This is a genomic window from Amycolatopsis speibonae, from assembly GCF_042647925.1.
Lineage (GTDB): Bacteria > Actinomycetota > Actinomycetes > Mycobacteriales > Pseudonocardiaceae > Amycolatopsis > Amycolatopsis speibonae.
In genome coordinates this window covers 69743-91334 of the sequence record NZ_JBHRWK010000004.1, presented here as the reverse complement: position 1 = coordinate 91334, position 21592 = coordinate 69743, and the positions used below count along the sequence as shown (strand labels likewise).

Sequence of the window (21592 nt, the reverse complement as noted above, 5' to 3'; positions counted from 1 at the left end):
GGGAGTCCGGATGAGCGAGCCCAAGGACCCGGAGAAACTCCTGGCGGACGCCCTGCGCGCTCAAGCCGTCTTCGCCCCTTCGGCGGAGCGGATCTCAGAGGCGTCCGCAGAAAAGCCCGTCGAACCCGACGCACAGGGCAATTCGGATACTCAGGGTAATTCGGACACCGATGAGGTTTCCGTCGTCCCCCAGCCCACGCCGGGGGAAAACGAGCTGCCGCTGCAGTACGGGCTGCTTTCCGGTGCCGGCGCCGACTCGCTCGAACGGGAGCGCGTCGCGCTGGAGGACGCGGAAACGGCACGGCTGGCAGAGCGTCCGACACCGCCTCCGGCTCCTTCGCCCGGCAACACCCCGCTGCCCGCGTACTGGGTGTTGGTGCTGGCTGTACTGCTGGGACTGGCCGCCGGTTCGGTCATCGGGTTGCTCACGCTGATCTGAGTCCGCCTCTCCCGTCGGGTCAAGGCACGCTGCGTCACCCTGTACCGTTTTGGTGTGATCCTGGCGCAGAACACCGTGACGACGATGGGCCTCCTGCCGGAATGGCTGGACCCGAAGATCCTGCTGAGCGGGCTGACCGTCCCGGTCATCACCATCCTCTGCTTGATCATCTTCATCGAGAGCAGCGTCTTCCCGGTGCTGCCCGGCGACTCCCTGCTGTTCACCGCGGGCCTGCTGATCGCCAACGGCTCGATCGAGGCTCCGCTCTGGCTGGTGTGCGTGCTGGTCACCCTCGCCGCACTGATCGGCAACCTCCTCGGCTACGGCCTCGGCTGGAAGATCGGGCCCTGGTTGTTCCGCAAGCCGGATTCGAAGTTCTTCAACAAGAAGTACGTCGACCAGACCCACGCCTTCCTGGAGAAGCACGGGCCGAAGGCGGTCGTGCTGGCGCGGTTCGTGCCGTTCGTGCGGACGTTCATCACCTGGATCGCCGGCATCGGCAAGATGGACCCGAAGAAGTACTTCACCTACACCGTCATCGGCGGCATCCTGTGGGCCGCCGGGATCACCGCGCTCGGGCACCTGCTCGGCGGGGTCACCTTCATCGAGAAGAACATCGACGCGATCTTCGTCCTGATCGTGCTGATCTCGGTGGTGCCGATCGTGATCGAGTATCTGAAGGCGCGGCGCGAGAAGAAGCACTCGGGCGGCACCGGCGCTCCGGCCGCGGACATGGACGCGACGCAGCAGATCCCGCGCGTGCGCGACTGACCCACTCCGGCTCGTGAGTGGCTAGGACGGTTAGGGCGGACCGGGTATTGCCTACCCACTGGGATCTGGTCTCGCCTCGATGTCTTCGTGCTGGGTGGAAGATGCGACGGGGGAAGCCCTCGCGAGGATGTAGGAATCTGGACACTGAACGTCCCGATTCCTACATCCTCGACCCAGCACGCCCCTGAATCGACGCCTTCGCCCAGGTCAGGCGCAGGTAGACAAATACCGGTCCGCCAGAACGCTCTTTGCCACTCACGAAGCGTTCAGAGTGAGAACGCACTGGGTCGAGGGGGTCGTGAGTGGTAAGTCGTGTTCTAACCCGAAATGCCACTCACGACCACTGGACCGAGTCGGTGCTTCGCGTGACTGGGTGGGCGACACGCGTGCTCAGACGGGCGACACGCGTGATTGGACGGGCCACACCGCGCGGCCAGGGTCTCACCGCGAGTCGCCCACCCAGTCACGTGTGTTGCCCCTCCAATCACGCGAAACCGCCAGACTGTGGGTACCTAAGACACTGTTGGCTCTAACCCCACTTGCCACTCACGACCACCCCGGCCGAAACCTCAGCCGACCCCCGGGAGCAGTCGCGCCGAGGCCTCTCGACCCGCTTAGCGGACGATTCCCGCAGTCACAGGGAGAACATCGAGTCCGGGTTGAAGAGGTTCCCCGGGTCGAGGGCCTGCTTGATCTGGCGATGCACGCGCAGGCCGACCTCACCGATCTCCTTGGCGAGCCACTCGCGCTTGATCCTGCCGATGCCGTGTTCGCCGGTGACGGTCCCGCCCAGCGACAGGGCGACCTCCAGAATCGCGTCGAAGGCCGTCCGCGCGCGGGCGAACTCCTCCTCGGAATCCGGCGCGTAGACGATCGTCGGGTGCATGTTGCCGTCGCCGGCGTGGCCCACGACGGCGATCCGCAGCCCCACTTCCTCGCTGATGCGCTCGCAACCGGCGATCAGCTCGGCGATCCGGGTGCGCGGCACGCAGACGTCGTCGGTCAGCCAGACGCCGTACAGCTCCAGCGCGGTGAGCACGACCCGCCGCGCCTGCAGCAGCATCTTGCCCTCTTCGAGATCTTCGGTGGCGTACGCCAGATCCGCGCCGCAATCGACGCAGATCTGTTCCAGCGCCGCGAGTTCCCGCCGCGCGACCTCGCCGCCGGAGTCGGATTGCGCCAGCAGCAAGGCTTTGCAGTCCGCGCTCGTGCCGAGGTCGGTCTTGAGATAGGCCTCGGCGGCCTTGATCGACGTCGCGTCCATGATCTCCAGCAGCGATGGCACCAGCCCCTCGCGGACGACCCGCGCGACGGCTTCACCGGCGGCCTCCGTGCTGTTGAAGGCGGCGACGAGGGTGGAAGGCAACTGTGGCAACGGTTTCAGCGCGACTGTCGCCTGCGTGATCACGCCGAGCGTGCCCTCGCTGCCGACGAAGAGTCGCGCGAGGTCGTAGCCCGCGACGCCCTTCACCGTGCGGCGCCCGGTCTTCAGCAGCGACCCGTCGGCGAGCACGACTTCCAGTCCCAGCACGGAATCCGTGGTGACGCCGTACTTCACGCAGCACAGTCCGCCGGCGTTGGTGGACAGGTTGCCGCCGATGGTGCACCAGTCGTAGCTGGAGGGGTCCGGCGGATAGAAAAGGCCATGCTTCTCCACCGCGTCGCGGAAATCGAGGTTCACCACACCGGGCTGCACGACGGCGAGCCGGTTGCCTTCGTCGATCTCGACGATCCGGTCGAGTTTGGTCAGCACCAGCACGACACAGCCGTCGATCGCGTTCGCGGCGCCGGACAGACCGCTGCCGGCGCCGCGGGGCACGATCGGCACCTCGAACTCCGCGCAGGCCTTGACCACGGCCTGCACCTCTTCGACATCGGACGGCAGCACCACCGCGAGGGGTTTGCCGCTGGCGGCCAGCGGCATCATGTCGCGCGAATAAGCGTCCGTGACGTCGGTGTCGGTGAGCACCGCGGCGGTGCCGAGATGCTCGCGGAGCCGGGTGACCAGGGCGTGGTTGCTGCTCATGCCCTCATCGTAAGCTCCATTAGATCCGCACTGCGGAACTTTTTTTCCGATCCAGCAGAATGAACGCCTGTACACCTGTATAGACGAGCACGGCGACACCCGCCCATGCGGTGACGTGCACCCCCTGGGTGAAGGCCTCACGAGCCGACTCCAGGAGCGCCTGCCCGGCGACAGGGTCGAGCTGCTGCGCCGTGGCGACGGCACCGCCGAGCGTGTCCCGCGCGGACTCGGCCGTACCCTCCGGCAGGCCGGACCGGTAGACCGCGGTCGCGACACTGCCCAGGATCGCGGTGCCGAGCGCGCCACCCAGCTCGAACCCGGTCTCGGAGATCGCCGACGCGGCCCCGGCCCGCTCGGCCGGGGCGGCCGAGATGACCAGGTCGTTCGTCAGCGTCTCCGACAGGGCGACACCGCCGCCGAGCAGCGTGAACGACACCACGACGTACGCGAGCCCGCCGCCGGACGACACCTGGGTCAACGCCAGGAACCCGACCGCGCCGATCAGCAGACCGACGCTGACCAGGACGGACACCCGGATCCGCTTCGCGAGCCAGGCCGCGAGGAGCGCGCCGGCGACACCGGCGACCGTCGCCGGGAGCATCCACAGCGCGGCGACGACCGGGGTCAGCCCGAGCACCAGCTGCAGGTACTGCGGCACCAGGAACAGCAGGCCGACCATGGCGAACACGCCGAGCATGTTCGTCACGACGGAGCCGCTGAAGGCCCGGTTCGAGAACAGCTTCAGGTCGAGCATCGGCTCGTCGAGGCGGTTCTGCCTGCGGACGAACGCGAAGCCGAGCGCGAGACCGATCAGGACGCTGATGGCGGCCTTCACCGTGAAGCCGTGTTCGGCGACCAGCTTGATGCCGTAGACCACCGGCAACATCGCGGCCAGGGACAGCAGCGCCGAGAGCGGGTCGAAGCGGCCCGGCTTCGGGTCACGCGCCTCCGGCAACACGAACGGTCCGACGACGAGCAGCACCAGCATCACCGGGACGTTGATGAGGAACACCGAACCCCACCAGAAGTGCTCCAGGAGCCAGCCGCCGAGCACCGGCCCGAGCGCCATCCCGCCGGAGAACCCGGCGCTCCACACCGCGATCGCGGTCCGGCGCTGCTTCGGGTCGGTGAAGATGCTGCGGATCAGCGACAGCGTCGACGGCATCAGCGTCGCGCCACCGACGCCGAGCAGCGCCCGGGCGATGATCAGCATGAACGCGCTGGTCGAGAAGGCCGCGAGCACCGACGCGGCACCGAACGCCGCGGCGCCCATGAGCAGCAGCTTGCGGCGGCCGATGCGGTCGCCGAGCGTGCCCATCAGGACCAGCAGGCCCGCCAGCATGAACGAGTAGATGTCGACGATCCACAACTGCTCCGCACCGGTGGGTGCCAGATCCTCCGACAGGAACGGCAGCGCGAACCCGAGCACCGTCATGTCCACACTGATCAGCAGCACCGGAAGCACCAGTACCGCCAACGCCCACCACTGCTTGCGCCCCGCCATGGCGCACTCTCCTCATTTAGGTAAACCGTCTGGACGGTACAGTTACCGCCTCGTTCGAAAGTAAACCGTCCAGACGGTATAGTCAACTGATATGGCGAAGCCCACCGCAAAGGAACGCATCCTCGACTCGTACGAGGAGATCCTCATCGAACAAGGCCCCGGCGGGGTCACCCTCGATGCGGTCGCCGCGCACGCCGGGGTCTCGAAGGGTGGCCTGCTCTACCACTTCGGCTCCAAGGAAGCCCTGGTCGACGGCCTGATGGACCGGCTCGCCACCCTGTCGGACGCGGACATCGAACAGGCACAGAGCGCGCCCGAAGGCGTCGTCTCCTGGTACCTGCGCACCGCCATCACCGACGTGACCCAGCGCAAGCCGCTGCACCGCACGACCATGGCGACAATCCGGATCATGCTCAACGAACCGCGGGTCGCCGAGGTCGTGCAGGTCTACAACCAGAAGGTCCACGACCTGATCAGCGAGCAAGTCGGCGACCCGCTGACCGCCGAACTGGTCATCCTGGTCGGTGACGGCCTCTACCTGCGGGCGGCGCTCGGCCGGGACGACGCGAGCCCCCTGCTCGACCGGATCGACGAGATCAAGGCCCGCATCACCCGCAATTAGTCACCTACTTGCGGGTGAGAGCAGGGCCAGGCGCAGGCACCTCATGCAAGTAGGTGACTAATTGCGGGAGAGGCCGTAGACGCGCTCGATCGGGATGGTCAGCAGTACGCGCTGGTCGGCGACCATGGCGTCCCGGAACTCGTCCCAGTCCGGGTGCTCGCCGCGAGCCCGCCGATAGTGGTCCACCAGCGCCTCGACGGTCGCGTCGTCGCGCGAAGCGGCTGTCGGCGTGAGCACGGCCGGACCCTCGACGACGACGTAGCCGTTGCCGCTCTCGGTCGAGACGTGGAACGTCGCCCGCGGGTCGCGCAGGAGGTTCCTGGTCTTGGCGCGCGGCGCGGTGATCGAGATCAGGATCGCGCGGGCGTCCGCGTCGTAGAGATAGTTGACGGTCGAAAGCTGAGGCCTGCCGTCACGCTTGATGGTGGCGAGGGTGCCGAAGTTGCGGCCGGCGAGGATCGCGTAGAGCGCGGAGTCGGTCATGACTTCATCAAAGCGCGGCCGGTCCGGCTTGTTCCGCGACGGCCATAAGGCCTGCTCAGCGCCCCAAGACGGGCGAACCGGACAAACATGCACGAATAAATGTGCTTGCATGCGGCAACTAAAGTGTCATCAGACACACCCGGTCACTTTCTCCTTGCGAAGCTCCTCCAAGAGGAACATTCTTGCTCAAGGCAACTAGTTGCAGTGACCAAGCAACCGGCGAGAGAGACCATCATGACACCCACGACACCCGGCACCAGGTCGAAGGCCGACCTCGATCTGGCCGACACCCTCGGGCACGAGCTCGTGCGGCTCGTGCGCCTGGTCAACCGGGCCAAGTCCCAGGTGTCCAAGCAGGGACCGGACGGCATCGAGCGGGCCGCGTACGCGATCCTCTTCTGCCTCATCCACGTCGGGCCCCAGCGCACCAGCAAACTCGCCGAGTTCCTGCACTCCGAGATCTCGACCATCAGCAGGCAGTCGAGCTCTCTCGTCCAGCACGGGCTGGTCGAGCGCCTGGCCGACCCCGAAGACGGCCGCGCCTGCCTGCTCGCACCGACCGCCGAAGGACTCCGGGTCTTCGAGGAGAACCGCAAGCAACGGAACCAGTGGCTCGCCGAAGTACTCGGCGATTGGTCCGACGCCGACCGGGAAACCCTCAACTCGCTGTTCCGACGGCTGAACAACGACATCGAACAAACATCTCCACAGTTCGCCGATCCCGCATCGGCGTCGAAGGCCAAGGGGGCCTGAACAATGAGTTCCGCAGTAGAAAGTCCACCAGTCGCCCATGAAGACGGGCCCCGGCTCAGTCACCGTCAGATCGTCACGATCCTGATCGGCCTGATGTCGGGCATGTTCCTGGCGGCGCTCGACCAGACGATCGTGGGCACCTCGATCGTCCGCATCGCGAACGACCTCAACGGGTTCGACCTGCAGGCCTGGATCACCACGGCCTACCTGATCACCTCGACGATCGTCACCCCGATCTACGGCAAGCTGTCCGACATCTACGGGCGCAAGCCGTTCTACATCGCGGCGATTTCGATCTTCCTCGTCGGTTCGATCGCTTCGGCGTTCGCGACGTCGATGTACGAGCTGGCCGCGTTCCGCGCGATCCAGGGTCTCGGCGCCGGTGGTCTGATGTCGCTGGCGATGACGATCATGGGCGACATCGTGCCGCCGCGGGAACGCGCCCGTTACCAGGGCTACTTCCTCGCCGTGTTCGGTATCTCCACCGTGCTCGGCCCGGTGCTCGGCGGGTTCTTCGCCGACTTCGACAAGCTCGGCAGCGTCTTCGGCTACGACATCGCCGGCTGGCGCTGGGTCTTCCTGATCAACGTGCCGATCGCGATCGTCGCGCTGTTCGTCGTCGCCCGCGTGCTCAACGTGCCGCACCAGCGCCATGACCACAAGATCGACTGGTGGGGCGGGCTCGCGCTCGTCGTCGCCGTGGTGCCGTTCCTGATCGTCGCGGAGCAGGGCAACAAGTGGGGCTGGGGCTCGCAGAACGCGATCATCTGCTACATCATCGGCGCCATCGGCGTGGTCGCGTTCATCTTCATCGAGAAGCTGATGAAGGACGCGGCGCTGATCCCGCTGCGACTGTTCAAGAACTCGACCTTCACGGTCGCGATCGTCGGCGGCGTCATCGTCGGTGTGGCGATGTTCGGCGCGATCATGATGATCCCGCAGTACATGCAGGTGGTCCAGGAGTTCTCGCCGACCGAGTCGGGGCTGCTGATGATCCCGCTGATGGCGGGCATCATGAGCGGTTCGATCATCTCGGGCCAGATCACCAGCAAGACCGGTCGCTACAAGGTGTTCCCGGTGGTCGGCACGCTGCTGATCGCGGCGGGCGCGTTCTTCTTCGCGCAGGTCGAGTACAACAGCGCGCTGTGGCACCCGCTGGTCGCGGCCGCGATCATCGGCCTCGGCCTCGGTGCCTGCATGCAGACGCTGATCATCGCGGTGCAGAACGCGGGCCCGCGCAGCGACATGGGCGTCTCGACCGCGTCGGCGACGTTCTTCCGGCAGATCGGTGGTACCGCGGGTGTCGCGGTGTTCCTGACGATCCTGTTCAACGTCCTGCCGGGCAACATCACCAAGGCGTTCGGCGGCAACCCGCCCAGCGGGCCCGGTGCGGCGGCGCTCGGCGACATCCAGTCGAACACGAGCGGTATCGCGAGCCTGCCCGAGGCCATCAAGACCCCGGTGCTGATCGGCTTCACCGAGTCGATCACCACGGTGTTCTACGTGGCGGGCGCTGTCGCGCTACTGGCGACGCTGGTCCTGATGTTCATGAAGGAGATCCCGCTTCTCGGCGGCTCGGCCCCTTCGGCGGCTTCGGCTCTCGAAGGCGGCGAAGCACTTCTCGAAGAGGAGGCGGCCGCGCCCGTCGAGACGGCCTCCGAGAAGACCGTCGTGACCGCGCCCGTCGAGCCCGGGAAGCACGCGCTGACCAACGGGAACGGCAACGGTGTCTACCGGGCGGGATCCGCGCAGATCAGCGGGCACGTCCGCCGGGACGACGCCACGAACGTCTCGGGTGCGGCGCTGACCCTGATCGACCACAACGGCAATCAGGTGGCCAGGACGCACACGAACGACAACGGCGTGTACTCCTTCGCCGGCATCGTGGGCGGGCGGTACACGATCGTCGCCAGCGGTCGCTGGTTCCGGCCGGTCGCGGCGACGCTGACCGCGAGCGGCGCCGGGGTGCTGCGCCACGACGTCGAACTGGTCAGCACGATCCTGCTGAGCGGGGTCGCCCGCACCGACGGGGACCGGATCGTGCCGGACGCGCGGATCACCGTGCTCGACTCCTCGGGCGGCGTCGCCGCCGTGGCGAGGACCGACGCGGAGGGCAACTACACGGTCAGTGACCTGCCCGCCGGGACGTACACGGTGATCGCCAGCGGCTACCCGCCCGCCACCAGCCGGGTGGAACTGCTGGGCGGCGACCAGGCGGAACACGACGTCCGGCTGAGCTACGACCAGGCGCTCGACGAGCTGATCGAGCACTAGGCACGAGCGCTATGAAAGGTCCTTTCCTTGCAAATTTGGCAAGGAAAGGACCTTTCATAGCGTGTGTGGGGCGCGTGACCGGACCTCCGAAGACACCCCGATTCCACCGTTCGGTGAAGTGCGGTTCGCCGAGTACACGTAGGCTCGCGGCGTGAGTGAGGTGTACACCGAGGCCGCGAGCATCGGCGTGAGCTGGCTCGACACCGCCGGACCCGTGCTCGTCTGGGTGATCGTGCTCAGCTTCATCTTCGTGGAGTGCGCGCTGATCATCGGGCTGTTCCTGCCCGGCGACTCCCTGCTGTTCGCGGCCGGGGTCGTCCTCGCGCAGCACGGCTCCGACCTGAACGCGTGGCTGCTGTCGGCCGCCGCGCTGCTCGTCGCGATCCTCGGCAACCAGGTTGGCTATTACATCGGCCGGGGCACGGGCACGAAGCTGATCGCCCGACGTGGCGGCAAGGTGCTGAGCAGGCACAATCTCGAACGCGCCAGGGCGTTCCTGGACCGGCGGGGTTTCTTCGCCATCGTCGCCGCGCGCTGGATCCCGTGGATCCGCACGCTGGCGCCGCTCATCGCGGGGGCCGCGCGGATGGATCCGCGCCGGTTCGCGCTCGCGACAGCGCTCGGCGGGCTGCTCTGGGTGCCGACGCTGGTGTTGCTCGGCTACTACGGCGCCGGTCTGCTGGACGAGCTGCCGTGGGTCAAGACGGCGGCGCTGTGGATCAGCATCGCGTTCTTCATCGCGGGCACGGCCTACGGCGTGATCCGCTACCGCCAGGAAATGCGGCGCCCCGCCGAAGAGGCCGAAGAGAACGCGGCGACCTGATCCATCCCCATTCGCACGCCTACAACTCGGGGTCGGCCCAGATCTCCAGCTGGATGCCGTCGGGGTCGCGGAACACGATGACCGAAGAGCCTTCCAGGGTCCGCGATCCCTTCGACGGCGTGTAGACGACGCCGTACTCCGAGAGCCGCGCTTCCCACTCCGCCAGTTCCGACCGAGAAGAGACCTTGAACGCCACGTGGTCCAGACCGGTCCGCCGTTCGTCGAACGGCGGCCGCTCGGTGTTCTTGTGCTCGACGAGAACCACCGCGAAACCCTCGCTCGGCGACCTGAGCACGACCTTCCGCAGACCCGTTTCCGGGTCTTCGCGACGTGTGAACTCTTCGAGTTCCAGAACGCGGGCGTACCAGGGCACGCTCCGGTCCACATCGGTCACGGTGAGTGCCAGGTGGTGCACAGACATGAGCTTGGACATCGGGGATGACCGTCCTGATCAAGAATCTTGGGGGCGCCACCAGGGTGACACAGGCGCCTGGGGCCACGAGGTGATCCACCGACTTCCCACATGAATCGTGATATCCACCGGGAAAGAGTGTTAAAAAGTGGCTGAACCGCACGCGGACCCGATATCGCCTCGTGACCGCCTCGTGGCCCCTGGGTGTCAACGTCCTCCGCCGACGGTCAGCACCGTCCCGGTGGTGTACGACGCGGCCGGGGAGAGCAGCCACAGCACGGCTTCCGCGACTTCGCCGGGTTCGCCCGCCCGCCCCATCGGGATGGTCGGGGCGATCCGGTCCATGCGATCGGGCAGCCCGGCCGCCGCGTGCAGTCCGGTGTGGATCATCCCCGGCGCGACCGCGTTGACCCGGACGGACTCTTTCGCGACTTCCTGCGCCACGCCGTAGGTCATCGTTTCGACCGCCGCCTTGGTGCCCGCGTAATGGACCCATTCACCGGGCGAACCGGTGCGCGCGGCGGTGGAGGACAGCGTCACGATCGAGCCGCCCTCGCCGCCGTACCGGGTGGACATCCGGCGGATGCCCTCGCGGACGCACAGGAAGACGCCGGTGACGTTGACGTCCACCACGCGACGGACGACGTCGACCTCGTACTCGTCGAAGCGGCCCGGGGTGTTGCCGGTGATGGCCGCGTTCGCGACCACCCCGGCCAGCGGGCCGAGCTCGACGGCGGCGTCGAACAGGGCCACGACGTCGTCCTCGGAGGCGACGTCCCCGCGCTGGGTGATCGCTCGGACGCCGTGCTTCCGGGCGCGCGAAGCGACGTCTTCGGCCGCTTCGGCGTCACCCGCGTAGTTGACGACGACGTCGTGACCGCGCGCGGCGGCCAGTTCGCAGACCGCCGCGCCGATGCCCTTGCTGCCGCCCGTGACGACGATGACCCCGGTCATATGGCGAAGTTGACCAGCGGGAGGTTCTCGAGGACCAGGTCGGCCCGGTCGCTGGTGGACGCGATCAGATCGGCGTTGCGCTGGTCGGAACCGAGCGCGCGGCGACGCGCTTCGACCAGCGAACGGCCGTAGCGGCGGTGCCGCGAAACGAGCCGCTCGATGCGCTCGGGTTCGTCCGGCGCGAGGAACCACGACTCGGCGAGGATCGGCTTCACGCCACTCCACGGGTCGTCCTGCATGAGCAGGTAGTTCCCCTCGGTGATGACCAGCGGGACGTCCGGCGTGACCGCGACGGCACCGGCGATCGGCTCCTCGATCTCACGGCGGAACTCGGGCGCGTAGACCGTCTCGCGGCCCTCGGCGAGCCTTCGCAGCAGGTGCACGTACCCGGCCGCGTCGAAGGTGTCCGGCGCGCCCTTGCGCTCCACCCGCCCGAGGCGCTGCAGCTCCACCTGCGCGAGGTGGAAGCCGTCCATCCCGACCACGGCCGCCCTCGTGCCCAGCGCCTTCGCGAGGCCCCAGGCGAGCGTCGTCTTGCCGGACGCGGGAGCGCCGACGATCCCGAGCACACTGCGCTGTCCCGGCTTCGCCAGCGTCTGCGCCCTGCTCAACAGGTCTTCGAACACCGGAGGCATGTCAGTCATGACAGTCCTTCTCTCCTCTTCGCGACCGCGGCCGTCCACGACCTCGGTCCTTCATGCCGCACCCGTTCGGCGGCCACCTCGTTGGCGAACTCGATCCAGCCCCGGACATCCCCTGTGTCCCTGGCGACCGCGTACGCGAAAGCTCCGTGCCAGACGTCGCCCGCTCCCAGCGTGTCACGCGCTTGGGTGACGGGGACGGGGATGGCACCGGACCCGTCCGCCGTCGACCAGCGGACCGGTTCGGGGCCGGCGGTCGTGATGACCACCGGCACGCCGTGCTCGTGGGGATCGTCCCCGCGGTAGAGCGAGGAGCACGCGGCGATGTCGACCAGCGGCAGGAGTTCGGGGAAGACCGGCTTCCAGCTCCCGGCGTCGAGGACCACCGGCACGCCGCACTCCCGCGCCCAGCGCGCGACCTCGACCGCCACTTCCGGATGGTGCCCGTCCAGGAGCACGCACCCCGGCAATTCGTCACCTGGTTGCGGTAGTCGCGCGTGCAAGGATCGCAAGTAGGTGCCGAATTGCGGGGAAGCGTGGGCGTTGCGCGAGACGACGGTGCGTTCGCCGTCGGAGTCACGGACGGTGATGGCGCTGATCGCGGGCGGATCGGGCCGCTCGGGATCGAGGTCGACCAGGTCGACGCCGTGCGCTTCGAGGTCTGCGCGGGCGAGTGCCGCCAGCGGATGCGCACCGGCGACCGTCAGCAACCTCGCCCCGGCGCCGAGCGCGGCCACGGTCACCGCCGCGTTCGTCGCCGGCCCCCCGGCGGCGACGTCCATCGACAGCGAACGCACCTTTTCGCCCGGCGCCGGTATTTCGGCGACGCGCTGAACCTGGTCGACGGTGCACAGGCCCGCCAGCAGCACCCGCACCTACAGTCCCGTGTGGACGGCCGCGGCGACTTCTTCGACCTCGCCGTTATCGCCGATCTTCAGCGCACCCGTGAGCAGGCCGACGACCTGGTTCATAGTGTGCGTCTTCGGCGAGACGACCGCGACTCGCTTCCCGAGGCGGTGCACGTGGATGCGGTCGGCGATGTCGAACACGTGCGGCATGTTGTGGCTGATCAGCACCACCGGCAGGCCGCGTTCGCGGATCCGGTTGATCAGGTCGAGCACCTTGCCGGATTCGGCGACGCCGAGCGCGGCGGTGGGCTCGTCCATGATCACCGCCTTGGTGCCGAACGCGGCCGCCCGCGCGACCGCGACACCCTGGCGCTGCCCGCCGGACAGCGTCTCCACCGGCTGCGTGATGGACTTGATGTTGATGCCGAGTTCGTCCAGGATCCGCTGCGCGTCGGCCCTCATGGTCGCGGTGTCCAGTTTCCTGAACAGCTGACCGAAGAGGTCCTTTCGCCGCTTTTCGCGGCCGAGGAACATGTTCGAAGCGATATCGAGCGCGGGCGCGACGGCGAGATCCTGGTACACCGTCTCGATCCCGTAGTGGCGAGCGTCCAAAGGGGACTTGAAGTGGACGGTCTCACCGTCCACTTTGATCTCACCCGCGTCCGGGATCACCGCTCCCGAAAGGGCTTTGATGAGACTCGACTTCCCGGCGCCGTTGTCGCCGACGACGGCGAGCACCTCACCGGGGAACAGCTCGAAGTCGGCGCCGTCGATGGCGGTGACCCGTCCGTAGCGTTTGACCAGTCCGCTCGCGGCTAGAGTCGGTTCAAGCGTCGTGGGCGTCGTCATGACTGCTGCCTCCTCGCGAACCGGTCGACGCAGACAGCGCCGATGAGCAGAGCGCCGGTGGCGACGTCCTGGTAGAGCGCGTCCACGCCGAGCTGGGTCAGTCCGGACCGCAGGACCGCGACGACCAGCGCGCCCATCATCGTGCCGAGCACCGAACCCCGGCCGCCGAACAGGCTCGCGCCGCCGAGCACCACCGCGGTGATGGAGTCGAGGTTGCCGAGCTGGAAGGCGTTCGGGTCGGCGTTCGGCACGCGGCCGAGCGCCTGCCAGGCGGCGATCCCGACGATCACCCCGGCGACGATGTACACCGAAAGGATCGTCCGGTTGACCTTGATCCCGGACAGCCGCGCGGATTCCGGCGCGTTGCCGACCGCGTAGACGTGCTTGCCCCACGGCGTCCGCGTGAGCGCGTACCAAAGTGCCAGGTACATCAGCAAAGCCAGCGTCATGCCGTAGGTGATCGGGATGCCGCCGAACAGGTAGCGGCGGGTGCCGAGCCATTTGAGCAGCGAGTCGGCGACCGGGACGGCCTGGCCGCCCGCGAACAGTTTCGCGGCCGCGGTGAGCACCGTCAGCAGGCCGAGCGTGACGATGAACGGCGGCAGTTTGATCCGGGTGACCAGCGAACCGGTGACCATCCCGATCACCACCGTCGCCAAGATTCCGAGCAGCAGCGCCCAGATCCCGGAGACGCCGCCGACCACGAGCTTCGCCATGATCAGCGTCGCGAGCACCATCGCGGCCGCGTTGGCCAGGTCGATGCCCGCGGTCAGGATGATCAGCGTCTGCCCGAGCGCGAGCGTGCCGACCACCAGGGACTGTTGCACCACAAGGGAAAGGTTGTCGAGGTCGAGGAAGGTGTCGGTCGAGAAGGAGAACACCACGATCGCGACGAGCAGGGCCAGCGCGGGCCCGACCGCGGGCGCGCGCAGGAAGAACTCACCGATCGTCGGGCGTTCGTTGCCTTTGAGGGTCGCTGTCGTCATCACTTCGTCCCCCAGCAGTTCTCGAGGCCCCACTTGGTGTCCTGGCTGTCCACACCGGGGATCGGCTTGTCCGTGATCACCGCGGAACCGGTGTTGACGAACCCGCTCGGCTTCTTCCCCGTCTTGGCGTAGTCGATGGCGGCGAGGACGCCCTGCTCGGCCATCTTCTTCGGGAACTGCATGACCGTGGCGGCGTACTGGCCGTCGCGCACGTTCTTGACGCCTTCGCAGCCGCCGTCGATCGAGCCCATCACGAGCTGGTTCGCCAGGCCGCGGGCCTGGAGCGCGGCGTAGGTGCCGCGGCCCATCGGCTCGTTCATCGTGTAGACGGCGTTGATGTCGGTGGTGCGCTGCAGGAGGTTCTCCACGCCCTGCTGAGCCAGGCTCTGATCACCGTTCGCGGGGGTCTTGCCCTTGATCTCCGGCGAGGCGTCGGTCAGGCCGATGCCCTTGAGGAACCCGGTGTGCCGCTGCGTGTCCACAGTGGACCCGGCGGTGCCGTCCACCATGAACAGCTTCGGCGGCTTGCCATTGAGAGCTGCGCTGATATACGCCCCCTGCTGGCGTCCGGCCTCGAAGTTGTCCGTGGCGAAGGTGGCGTCGACGGCGGTGTCCGGTTCGGTCGCCGTGTCGAGCGCGATGACCAGCACCCCGGCCTTGCGGGCGCGGTCGATGGCGTCGAGGACGCCGGTCGAGGAACTCGGCGTGATCAGGATGGTGTTCGCACCCTGCTGCATGAGGTTCTCGATGGCCCGGACCTGGCCGTCGTTGTCACCGTCGAACTGGCCGGCGAGCGCGCTGAACTCCGCGCCGTTCGCTTCGGCGGCGGCCTTGGCGGCCGCTCTCAGTTCGACGAAGTAGGGATTGGTGTCGGTCTTGGTGACCAGGCCGACCTTGGCCTTGCCGCCACCGCCTGCGTTGGACCCGCCACCCCAGTGGCGTTCGACGGTGCACCCGGCCGAGGTCACCGCGAGTGCGGCGGTCAGGGCGAGCGCGGCGAGACGTCGCTGTCTCATGGGGATGCCCTCCGATTCAAGGCTGTCCGTGATGGACCGGAAGGTAGACAGGGTTATGCTCACTCGCAAGCGTTTGCGCAAACGCTTGCCAGCTGACTTTCACCGAGGAACGTTGATGCCGCCGTCTCGCTCGTCCCGCCCCACCCAACGCGACATCGCCGAGCTGGCGGGAGTCTCGATCACCACGGTCTCGCACGTGGTCAACGGGACGAGGGCGGTGGCCGAGGACACCAAACTGGCGGTCCTCCGCGCGATCGAACAGACCGGCTACACCGGCGACGCGATCGCCCGCTCGCTGGTCACCGGCGGGACGCGGTCGATCGGCGTCGCGATCTCCCTGATCGCGAACCCGTACTTCGCGGTGCTGATCCAGGCGATCGAACGCGAAGCCGCGCTGGCCGGGTACACGGTCTTGCTGGCGGACACGCACGACGCCGTCGACACCGAGCGTGAAACCGTGCGGACGCTGCGTTCCCGCCGGGTCGACGGACTGCTGATCACGCCCTCGCCGGGCGACGGTTCGGTGATCGGGGAGCTCATCTCGCTCGACGTCCCGACCGTGCTCATCGACAGGCTGTCCACCCGCACCGACGTCGACCAGGTCGGCGCGGAGAACATCCAGTCGACGTCCGCGCTGACGGCGCATCTCGCGTCGCTCGGGCACCAGCGGATCGGCATGATCAGCGGGACGGCCGGGCTGAGCACCAGCGAGGAGCGCATCCTCGGCTACCGGCTCGGCCTCGGGCGATCCGGGCTGACCTGGTCGGAGGACCTGGTCGCGTGCGGGCAGTCTTCGCAGGCGGGCGGGGCTCTCGCGCTCAGCACGCTGCTCGCGCAGCCTTCGCCGCCGACGGCGCTGGTGGTCGCCAACGACACCATGATGGTCGGCGTCCTGCACGAGCTGCGCAAGCGCGGACTGCGCGCCGGGATCGACCTGCCGGTGGTGGTCTACGACGACGTCGAGTGGGCCGATCTGGTCGATCCGCCGCTGACCACGATGGCGCAGCCGATCGAGGAGATCGGCACACAGGCGGTGCGTCTGCTGCTCGCCAGGATCAACGATCCCGCACGCAAGGCCCAGACGATGCGGATCCCGCCTACGCTCCGCCACCGAGCGTCCTGCGGATGCGCTCTCGTTCACTCACATTGATGATTGTTGGGAGACTTTCCGGTCTCGCCGCCGGGCGACGCTCCGTAAGACGTTACCTTCGTTCAAGCTCGGATGAAGGCGTGGACCGATGACCGCATTGTCCCCGGCGTTACCCCTGTGGGCGGACACCCCTGTCACCCACCGGTTCGGGGTGGCCATGGCGATGCACGCGAACCCGTATTCGGGTGAACTCGTCCGGGCGATCCGCCGCGCCGCGCGCCGTCACGGCTGTGAGATCACCCTCGCCGACACCGGCGACAGCGTCTCCGAAGAAGCCGCGGTCGTCCGCGCGCTGCGGGCGGACCGCGTCGACGGCGTCCTGCTCGTCCCGGCGGCCGGCGACGAAGCGGTGATCAACGGGCTGGTCAGGATGGGCGTGCCGACCGTGCTCGTCGACCGGATGGCCGGCCGCAACGACGTCGACCAGGTCGGCTCCGAGAACATCCAGGCCGTGTGCGCGCTCGTGCGGCACCTCGCCGGGCTGAGGCACCGCAAGATCGGCTTCATCGCGGGCGAAGAGGACATGGCCACTCACGAGGAGCGGGCGCTGGGATACCGGCTCGGCCTCGGCCGCTCCGGGATCCGGTGGACGTCCCAGCTGGTCGCGTGCGGGCAGTCGACCCCGGGCGGGGCGGCCGCCGCGACCGCGAAACTGCTCGACAGCTGGCCGTCGCCGACCGCGCTCGTGGTGGCGAGCGAGGCGATGATGATCGGCGTCCAGTACGAGGCGCACCGGCTCGGCATCCGGATCGGGCGCGACCTCGCGATCGTCGGCTACGGCGACATGGAGTGGGCCGGGCAGGTGACCCCGGCGGTGACCACGATGGCGCAGCCGATCGAGGAGATCGGGCGCAAGGCCGTCGAACTGCTGCTCGCCCGGATCACCGACCCTGAGCGACGACCCGAATCCGTACGGCTCGCACCGCGCTTCATACACCGTCAGTCGTGCGGCTGCTGACTCACAACCCGCTGGTCAGAACGCCGCCGCCGGGTGATGATGGCGGAATGACCGACCTGTGGACCGTGCACACCGCCGACCTCGAAGCAGGCGTGCTGACCGCTGCACGCGCTCTGCTGGACGACGCATTCGACGGCGATTTCAGCGACCACGACTGGGAGAACGCGCTCGGCGGCATGCACACGCTGGTGTGGGAGGCCGGCGAACTGATCGGGCACGCGTCCCTGGTCCAGCGGCGGCTCGTGCACGACGGGCGGGCCCTCCGGACGGGTTATGTCGAGGCGGTCGCCGTCCGGTCGGATCACCGGCGGCGCGGTCATGGGGCCGCGATGATGGACGCGCTGGAGCGGGTCCTGAGGAAGGCGTACGACCTCGGGGCGCTTTCGGCGGCCGAAGACGCCCTGGAGTTCTACGCGTCGCGTGGCTGGCTGCTGTGGCGCGGTACTTCGTCGGCCATGACGCCTTCGGGCGTGAAGGCGACGAAGGAGGACGACGGGTCGATCCATGTGCTGCCGGTGGGGGTCACGCTGGATCTGGACGGGGAGATCACCGCGGACTGGCGCTCGGGCGACGTCTGGTGACCCGCGTTTCGTCCTGAGGTAGGGCACGGGTGGCGTGGGTTTGGACTGACCGGTGGGGTCGGCCGCGCCTTGGTCGTGAGTGGTAAGTGTCGTTAGAACGCTCCTTGCCACTCACGGCCACCTGGGGCAACCTGACGGGAAGCGACGTTGCGAAAGTGGCTTTCGCAACATCCGAACCCGTCACGCCGGCGGGCAAGTGACCGTGACACGCAAGTACCGCGTTCAGTCCTCTAGATGCGATGGTCCAGGGTCGCGGCGGCTTCGAGGAGCATCCACGCGCTCACCTGGACGGACAGGTCGCGTTCGGGAGCGTCGGGAGCGAGAGGCAGCGAAGGCGCCGGAGTCGCCCAGTCGGCACTGAAGAGCGGCCCGTGCGGCGTCTCGGTGGCGCCGGCCCAGCAGGCGTCGGCCGACCGGATGACCAGGTCGCGCGCCACCCCGCTCGGCAGCAGCGGCGCCGCGAGCGCCAGGTACCGCGCCAGGATCCCGGCGAACAGACCGCCGTCGCCGCCACCCTGTCCCCGGATCACCCCGTTCGGCGCGACGTGCTCCGCGACCGCGTGGATCGTGCGCTCCACTCTGTCCACTTCGGACAGTTCGAGACAGGCGCCGAGATAAACCCCTTGGCAGTAGGTGAAAATATGCTTGACCAGTTCGCCGGTTTCGACCCGCAGGCCGTCCCACACCAGTCCGTTGTCCGGATCGACGAGCCGCTCGGTCATCCAGGCTGTCAGGCCTCGCGCGTGCTCTGCCGCCCCTTCGCGGGCGTGGAAGATCGCGGCCGGGCCGTTCGCGGGCGCGTTCTTGAAGTCGTCGCCGACGCGCCACCGGATCCCGCCGCCCGCGTCGTCGGTCCAGCCTTCGCGCAGCCGCGAACTGATCGCCTCCAGCCCGCCGCGGACGTCCAGGCCGAGATGCCCCACTCGTTGCAGCGCGAGACCGAGCCAGGCGATGTCGTCGTAGTAGTCGTTGATCCACTTGCCGAAGTTGCGCAGCCGCAGAGACGCCACGAACCGGTCGATCAGCTTCAGTCGTTCCGGTGAGGGATCCCGCAGCTGCGCGTCGACGAGGGTGTCCAGCAGATGCGCCTGCCACCAGTAGTTCCAGTGCCAGTGCACGCGCTGACCGGCCGAGGGCGGCCAGCCGCTGCGGCCGAGCACCGTCCCCGGGAGCCCCCACACCCTGCGCAGATGCCGGTCGCGGACCGCGCGCTCGGCGGCCCCGGCCCGGTCGGCGAGTGCGGTCATCGCGCCATCATCCCTTGCCCGCCGACATACCGCTCAGTATGTTGAGACGGTCCCCGATCTCGCGAGGTGCTTCATGACCACGGCGCACGTGACCTGCCCGCTCTGCGAAGCCACCTGCGGCCTGGAGGTGACGATCGACGAGAAGAGCCTGGTCACCCGGGTGCAGGGCGACCGCGAGGACGTCTTCTCTCAGGGGTACATCTGCCCGAAGGGCGCTTCGCTCGGCGCACTGCACCACGACCCGGACAGACTCACAGCGCCGCTGGTCAAACGCGACGGCGAGTTCGTCGAGGTCACCTGGGACGAGGCCTTCGCCGAGATCGACAGGCGCCTTCGGCCGATCATCGACGAGCACGGCAAGAACGCTGTCGCCGTCTACTCCGGCAATCCGACGGTGCACAACGCGGCACTGGTGCTCTACGGCCGCGTGTTCTTCAAAGCCTTGGGCACCAAGAACTTCTACACCGCGACCACGGTCGACCAGATGCCGAAGCACTTCTCCTCCGGCTATCTCTTCGGCGACCCGCAGACCATTCCCGTCGCCGACCTCGACCGTACCGAGCACCTGCTCATTCTGGGCGCGAACCCGTTGGTGTCCAACGGAAGCCTGATGACCGCCGCCGACACCCGCGGCAGGCTGCGCGGGATCCAGAAGCGGGGCGGCAAGATCGTCGTCCTCGATCCGCGCCGCACCCGGACCGCCCAGCTCGCCGACGAGCACCACGCGATCCGGCCGGGCACCGACGCGTTGTTCCTGTTCGCGCTGGTCAACGTGCTGTTCGCGGAGAACCGGGTCAGTCCCGGTGAGCATGTCACCGGTGTCGACGAGGTCCGCGCGCTCGCGGAGCCGTTCACGCCCGAAGCGGTCGCGCCCGCGACCGGGATCGACGCCGCCGAGATCCGTCGCATCGCGCTCGACCTCGCGGACGCCGGGCGGGCCGCGGTCTACGGCCGCATGGGGACCACGACCCAGTCGTTCGGGACCATCGCGAGCTGGCTGGTCGACGTCGTCAACGCGCTCACCGGCAACCTCGATCGCGAGGGCGGCGTGATGTTCCCGCTGCCCGCCCTCTGGAAGCCGCGACGATCCTCGCCGTTCACCAGCGGCCGCTGGACGAGCCGGGTGCGCGGGTATCCCGAGGTGCTCGGCGAGCTGCCGGTGGCCACGCTCGCGGACGAGATCGAGACGCCCGGCGAGGGCCAGGTCCGGGCGCTGGTGACCATCAGCGGTAACCCGGCATTGAGCACGCCCAACTCCGCGCGGCTCACGGAAGCGTTGCGGCAGCTGGACTTCATGGTCTCCCTCGACGTGTACCTCAACGAGACCACCCGGCACGCCGACGTCATCCTCCCCGGACCGTCACCGCTCGAACGACCACATTACGACGTCGCGCTGTACGCGCTCGCAGTGCGGAACGTCGCGAACTGGACGCCGTCGACGCTCGAGACGGACCTGCCGCAGGAGTGGGTGACCCTGCTGCGGATGGCCGGGATCGCCGCCGGTCAGGGCCCGGACGCCGACGTGGCCGCCTTCGACACGATGGTCGCGGGTGAGACGGCGCGGCGCACCGGCGTCGACCTGTCCCTCGCCGAAGGCCGCACGGGACCGGCGCGGATGATCGACCTGATGCTGCGAGGCGGGCCGTACGGGCTGAAACTGGCCGACCTCGAAGCCGCCCCGCACGGCATCGACCTCGGCGCGCTGAAGCCGCGGCTGCCGGAGGTGCTCACCACCGCGAGCGGCAAGGTCGAACTGGCCCCGGACGCGATCACGAAGGACGTCCCCCGGCTGCGCGCGGAGCTGGACAAGGCGCCGGACGGCGGGCTGCTGCTGATCGGACGGCGGCACCTGAGCTCGAACAACTCGTGGATGCACAACCTGACACCGCTGGTGCGCGGCGGCAACCGGTGCACCGTCCAGGTGCATCCGGACGACGCCTCCCGACTCGGGCTGACCGACGGCGGGCTCGCGGCGGTGACGTCGCGAGCGGGGAAGCTGGAAGCCCCGGTGGAGGTCACGGCCGACGTCCGGCCCGGCGTGGTGAGCATGCCGCACGGCTGGGGGCACGACCTCGACGGAACGCGGACGAAGGTCGCCACAGCGCACGCCGGGGTCAACTCGAACCTGGTCGCCGACGAGACCCTGCTGGACGTCCCGTCCGGGAACGCCGTGCTGAACGGGATCCCGGTCGAGGTCACCCCCGTCTGACCACCGCAATTAGTCACCTACTTGCGGCCGGCGACTCGCGCTTGAT

The 21592-nt window shown here is 68.2% G+C and carries 21 protein-coding genes; 10 read left to right on the top strand and 11 right to left on the bottom strand.

The features are described from left to right. Positions 1-10: 10 nt before the first annotated feature. Positions 11-439 carry a hypothetical protein gene (locus ACFOSH_RS01905; protein WP_378236829.1) on the top strand — a complete coding sequence of 143 codons (429 nt, stop codon included), beginning with the start codon at positions 11-13 and terminating at the stop codon, positions 437-439. 54 nt (positions 440-493) lie between these two features. Continuing rightward, positions 494-1210, top strand: coding sequence for a DedA family protein (locus ACFOSH_RS01900; RefSeq protein WP_378236828.1), 717 nt, complete (start codon positions 494-496; stop codon positions 1208-1210). A gap of 634 nt (positions 1211-1844) precedes the next feature. On the opposite strand, the gene ACFOSH_RS01895 is transcribed toward ACFOSH_RS01900, so the two are convergent. Together ACFOSH_RS01895 and ACFOSH_RS01890 are read right to left on the bottom strand one after the other, a co-directional pair. Then, positions 1845-3236, bottom strand: coding sequence for an FAD-binding oxidoreductase (locus tag ACFOSH_RS01895; protein WP_378236826.1), 1392 nt, complete (start codon positions 3234-3236; stop codon positions 1845-1847). Positions 3237-3255: 19 nt separating this feature from the next. After that, on the bottom strand, positions 3256-4740 hold the full coding sequence (locus ACFOSH_RS01890; protein WP_378236825.1) for an MFS transporter: 1485 nt from the start codon (positions 4738-4740) through the stop codon (positions 3256-3258). A 91-nt stretch (positions 4741-4831) separates the two neighbouring features. Here ACFOSH_RS01890 and ACFOSH_RS01885 point away from each other — a divergent pair, with 91 nt between their 5' ends. After that, a complete protein-coding gene (locus tag ACFOSH_RS01885; protein WP_378236824.1) occupies positions 4832-5362 on the top strand; it encodes a TetR/AcrR family transcriptional regulator in 531 nt (176 codons plus the stop codon). Positions 5363-5419: 57 nt separating this feature from the next. On the opposite strand, the gene ACFOSH_RS01880 is transcribed toward ACFOSH_RS01885, so the two are convergent. After that, positions 5420-5845: a PPOX class F420-dependent oxidoreductase gene (locus ACFOSH_RS01880; protein ID WP_378236823.1), complete on the bottom strand. Its 426-nt coding sequence runs from the start codon at positions 5843-5845 to the stop codon at positions 5420-5422. A 234-nt stretch (positions 5846-6079) separates the two neighbouring features. Between ACFOSH_RS01880 and ACFOSH_RS01875 the strand changes: the two genes are divergently transcribed. From ACFOSH_RS01875 to ACFOSH_RS01865, 3 genes are all read left to right on the top strand, one after another. Beyond that, complete coding sequence (locus ACFOSH_RS01875; protein WP_378236822.1) at positions 6080-6598, top strand: MarR family winged helix-turn-helix transcriptional regulator; 519 nt, start codon at positions 6080-6082, stop codon at positions 6596-6598. A 3-nt stretch (positions 6599-6601) separates the two neighbouring features. Then, on the top strand, positions 6602-8872 hold the full coding sequence (locus tag ACFOSH_RS01870; protein ID WP_378236821.1) for an MFS transporter: 2271 nt from the start codon (positions 6602-6604) through the stop codon (positions 8870-8872). Positions 8873-9023: 151 nt separating this feature from the next. After that, complete coding sequence (locus ACFOSH_RS01865; RefSeq protein ID WP_378236820.1) at positions 9024-9695, top strand: DedA family protein; 672 nt, start codon at positions 9024-9026, stop codon at positions 9693-9695. Between the two features lie 19 nt (positions 9696-9714). Here ACFOSH_RS01865 and ACFOSH_RS01860 read toward each other — a convergent pair whose 3' ends face one another. The 7 genes from ACFOSH_RS01860 to ACFOSH_RS01830 all read right to left on the bottom strand — a co-directional run bounded on the left by ACFOSH_RS01860 (position 9715) and on the right by ACFOSH_RS01830 (position 15401). Beyond that, on the bottom strand, positions 9715-10128 hold the full coding sequence (locus ACFOSH_RS01860) for a VOC family protein (protein WP_378236819.1): 414 nt from the start codon (positions 10126-10128) through the stop codon (positions 9715-9717). 186 nt (positions 10129-10314) lie between these two features. Beyond that, positions 10315-11061, bottom strand: coding sequence for an SDR family oxidoreductase (locus ACFOSH_RS01855; protein WP_378236818.1), 747 nt, complete (start codon positions 11059-11061; stop codon positions 10315-10317). Beyond that, positions 11058-11705, bottom strand: coding sequence for a nucleoside/nucleotide kinase family protein (locus ACFOSH_RS01850; RefSeq protein WP_378236817.1), 648 nt, complete (start codon positions 11703-11705; stop codon positions 11058-11060). Before ACFOSH_RS01850 ends, ACFOSH_RS01855 begins: the two co-directional genes overlap by 4 nt. Next, a complete protein-coding gene (locus tag ACFOSH_RS01845) occupies positions 11702-12571 on the bottom strand; it encodes a PfkB family carbohydrate kinase (RefSeq protein ID WP_378236860.1) in 870 nt (289 codons plus the stop codon). The genes ACFOSH_RS01850 and ACFOSH_RS01845 overlap by 4 nt, the downstream gene beginning before the upstream one ends. 6 nt (positions 12572-12577) lie before the next feature. Then, positions 12578-13399 (bottom strand): ATP-binding cassette domain-containing protein, encoded by an 822-nt coding sequence (locus ACFOSH_RS01840; RefSeq protein ID WP_378236816.1) that lies wholly within the window; start codon positions 13397-13399, stop codon positions 12578-12580. Then, positions 13396-14385, bottom strand: a complete 990-nt coding sequence (locus tag ACFOSH_RS01835) for an ABC transporter permease (protein WP_378236815.1) — start codon at positions 14383-14385, stop codon at positions 13396-13398. Before ACFOSH_RS01835 ends, ACFOSH_RS01840 begins: the two co-directional genes overlap by 4 nt. Further along, the gene (locus tag ACFOSH_RS01830) at positions 14385-15401 is read right to left on the bottom strand and encodes a substrate-binding domain-containing protein (RefSeq protein ID WP_378236814.1); all 1017 of its coding nucleotides are present in this window, start codon (positions 15399-15401) and stop codon (positions 14385-14387) included. Before ACFOSH_RS01830 ends, ACFOSH_RS01835 begins: the two co-directional genes overlap by 1 nt. 115 nt (positions 15402-15516) lie before the next feature. Between ACFOSH_RS01830 and ACFOSH_RS01825 the strand changes: the two genes are divergently transcribed. The 3 genes from ACFOSH_RS01825 to ACFOSH_RS01815 all read left to right on the top strand — a co-directional run bounded on the left by ACFOSH_RS01825 (position 15517) and on the right by ACFOSH_RS01815 (position 18090). Further along, positions 15517-16551, top strand: coding sequence for a LacI family DNA-binding transcriptional regulator (locus ACFOSH_RS01825; RefSeq protein WP_378236813.1), 1035 nt, complete (start codon positions 15517-15519; stop codon positions 16549-16551). An 88-nt stretch (positions 16552-16639) separates the two neighbouring features. Further along, positions 16640-17509, top strand: coding sequence for a LacI family DNA-binding transcriptional regulator (locus ACFOSH_RS01820; protein ID WP_378236812.1), 870 nt, complete (start codon positions 16640-16642; stop codon positions 17507-17509). 47 nt (positions 17510-17556) lie between these two features. Then, positions 17557-18090: a GNAT family N-acetyltransferase gene (locus ACFOSH_RS01815; protein WP_378236811.1), complete on the top strand. Its 534-nt coding sequence runs from the start codon at positions 17557-17559 to the stop codon at positions 18088-18090. A gap of 230 nt (positions 18091-18320) precedes the next feature. Here the strand turns inward: ACFOSH_RS01815 and ACFOSH_RS01810 are convergent, their stop codons facing one another. After that, positions 18321-19337: a glycoside hydrolase family 76 protein gene (locus tag ACFOSH_RS01810; RefSeq protein ID WP_378236810.1), complete on the bottom strand. Its 1017-nt coding sequence runs from the start codon at positions 19335-19337 to the stop codon at positions 18321-18323. Positions 19338-19410: 73 nt separating this feature from the next. Here ACFOSH_RS01810 and ACFOSH_RS01805 point away from each other — a divergent pair, with 73 nt between their 5' ends. Then, positions 19411-21546, top strand: a complete 2136-nt coding sequence (locus ACFOSH_RS01805; protein WP_378236809.1) for a molybdopterin-dependent oxidoreductase — start codon at positions 19411-19413, stop codon at positions 21544-21546. The last annotated feature ends 46 nt before the right edge of the window (positions 21547-21592 follow it).

Coding starts and splice junctions, on each gene's coding strand:
- ACFOSH_RS01825 (WP_378236813.1), top strand. CDS start 15,517: ATGCCGCCGTCTCGCTCGTCCCGCCCCACCCAACGCGACATCGCCGAG.
- ACFOSH_RS01905 (WP_378236829.1), top strand. CDS start 11: ATGAGCGAGCCCAAGGACCCGGAGAAACTCCTGGCGGACGCCCTGCGC.
- ACFOSH_RS01875 (WP_378236822.1), top strand. CDS start 6,080: ATGACACCCACGACACCCGGCACCAGGTCGAAGGCCGACCTCGATCTG.
- ACFOSH_RS01815 (WP_378236811.1), top strand. CDS start 17,557: ATGACCGACCTGTGGACCGTGCACACCGCCGACCTCGAAGCAGGCGTG.
- ACFOSH_RS01810 (WP_378236810.1), bottom strand. CDS start 19,337: ATGACCGCACTCGCCGACCGGGCCGGGGCCGCCGAGCGCGCGGTCCGC.
- ACFOSH_RS01895 (WP_378236826.1), bottom strand. CDS start 3,236: ATGAGCAGCAACCACGCCCTGGTCACCCGGCTCCGCGAGCATCTCGGC.
- ACFOSH_RS01855 (WP_378236818.1), bottom strand. CDS start 11,061: ATGACCGGGGTCATCGTCGTCACGGGCGGCAGCAAGGGCATCGGCGCG.
- ACFOSH_RS01870 (WP_378236821.1), top strand. CDS start 6,602: ATGAGTTCCGCAGTAGAAAGTCCACCAGTCGCCCATGAAGACGGGCCC.
- ACFOSH_RS01820 (WP_378236812.1), top strand. CDS start 16,640: ATGACCGCATTGTCCCCGGCGTTACCCCTGTGGGCGGACACCCCTGTC.
- ACFOSH_RS01885 (WP_378236824.1), top strand. CDS start 4,832: ATGGCGAAGCCCACCGCAAAGGAACGCATCCTCGACTCGTACGAGGAG.
- ACFOSH_RS01880 (WP_378236823.1), bottom strand. CDS start 5,845: ATGACCGACTCCGCGCTCTACGCGATCCTCGCCGGCCGCAACTTCGGC.
- ACFOSH_RS01890 (WP_378236825.1), bottom strand. CDS start 4,740: ATGGCGGGGCGCAAGCAGTGGTGGGCGTTGGCGGTACTGGTGCTTCCG.
- ACFOSH_RS01830 (WP_378236814.1), bottom strand. CDS start 15,401: ATGAGACAGCGACGTCTCGCCGCGCTCGCCCTGACCGCCGCACTCGCG.
- ACFOSH_RS01860 (WP_378236819.1), bottom strand. CDS start 10,128: ATGTCCAAGCTCATGTCTGTGCACCACCTGGCACTCACCGTGACCGAT.
- ACFOSH_RS01840 (WP_378236816.1), bottom strand. CDS start 13,399: ATGACGACGCCCACGACGCTTGAACCGACTCTAGCCGCGAGCGGACTG.
- ACFOSH_RS01835 (WP_378236815.1), bottom strand. CDS start 14,385: ATGACGACAGCGACCCTCAAAGGCAACGAACGCCCGACGATCGGTGAG.
- ACFOSH_RS01850 (WP_378236817.1), bottom strand. CDS start 11,705: ATGACTGACATGCCTCCGGTGTTCGAAGACCTGTTGAGCAGGGCGCAG.
- ACFOSH_RS01805 (WP_378236809.1), top strand. CDS start 19,411: ATGACCACGGCGCACGTGACCTGCCCGCTCTGCGAAGCCACCTGCGGC.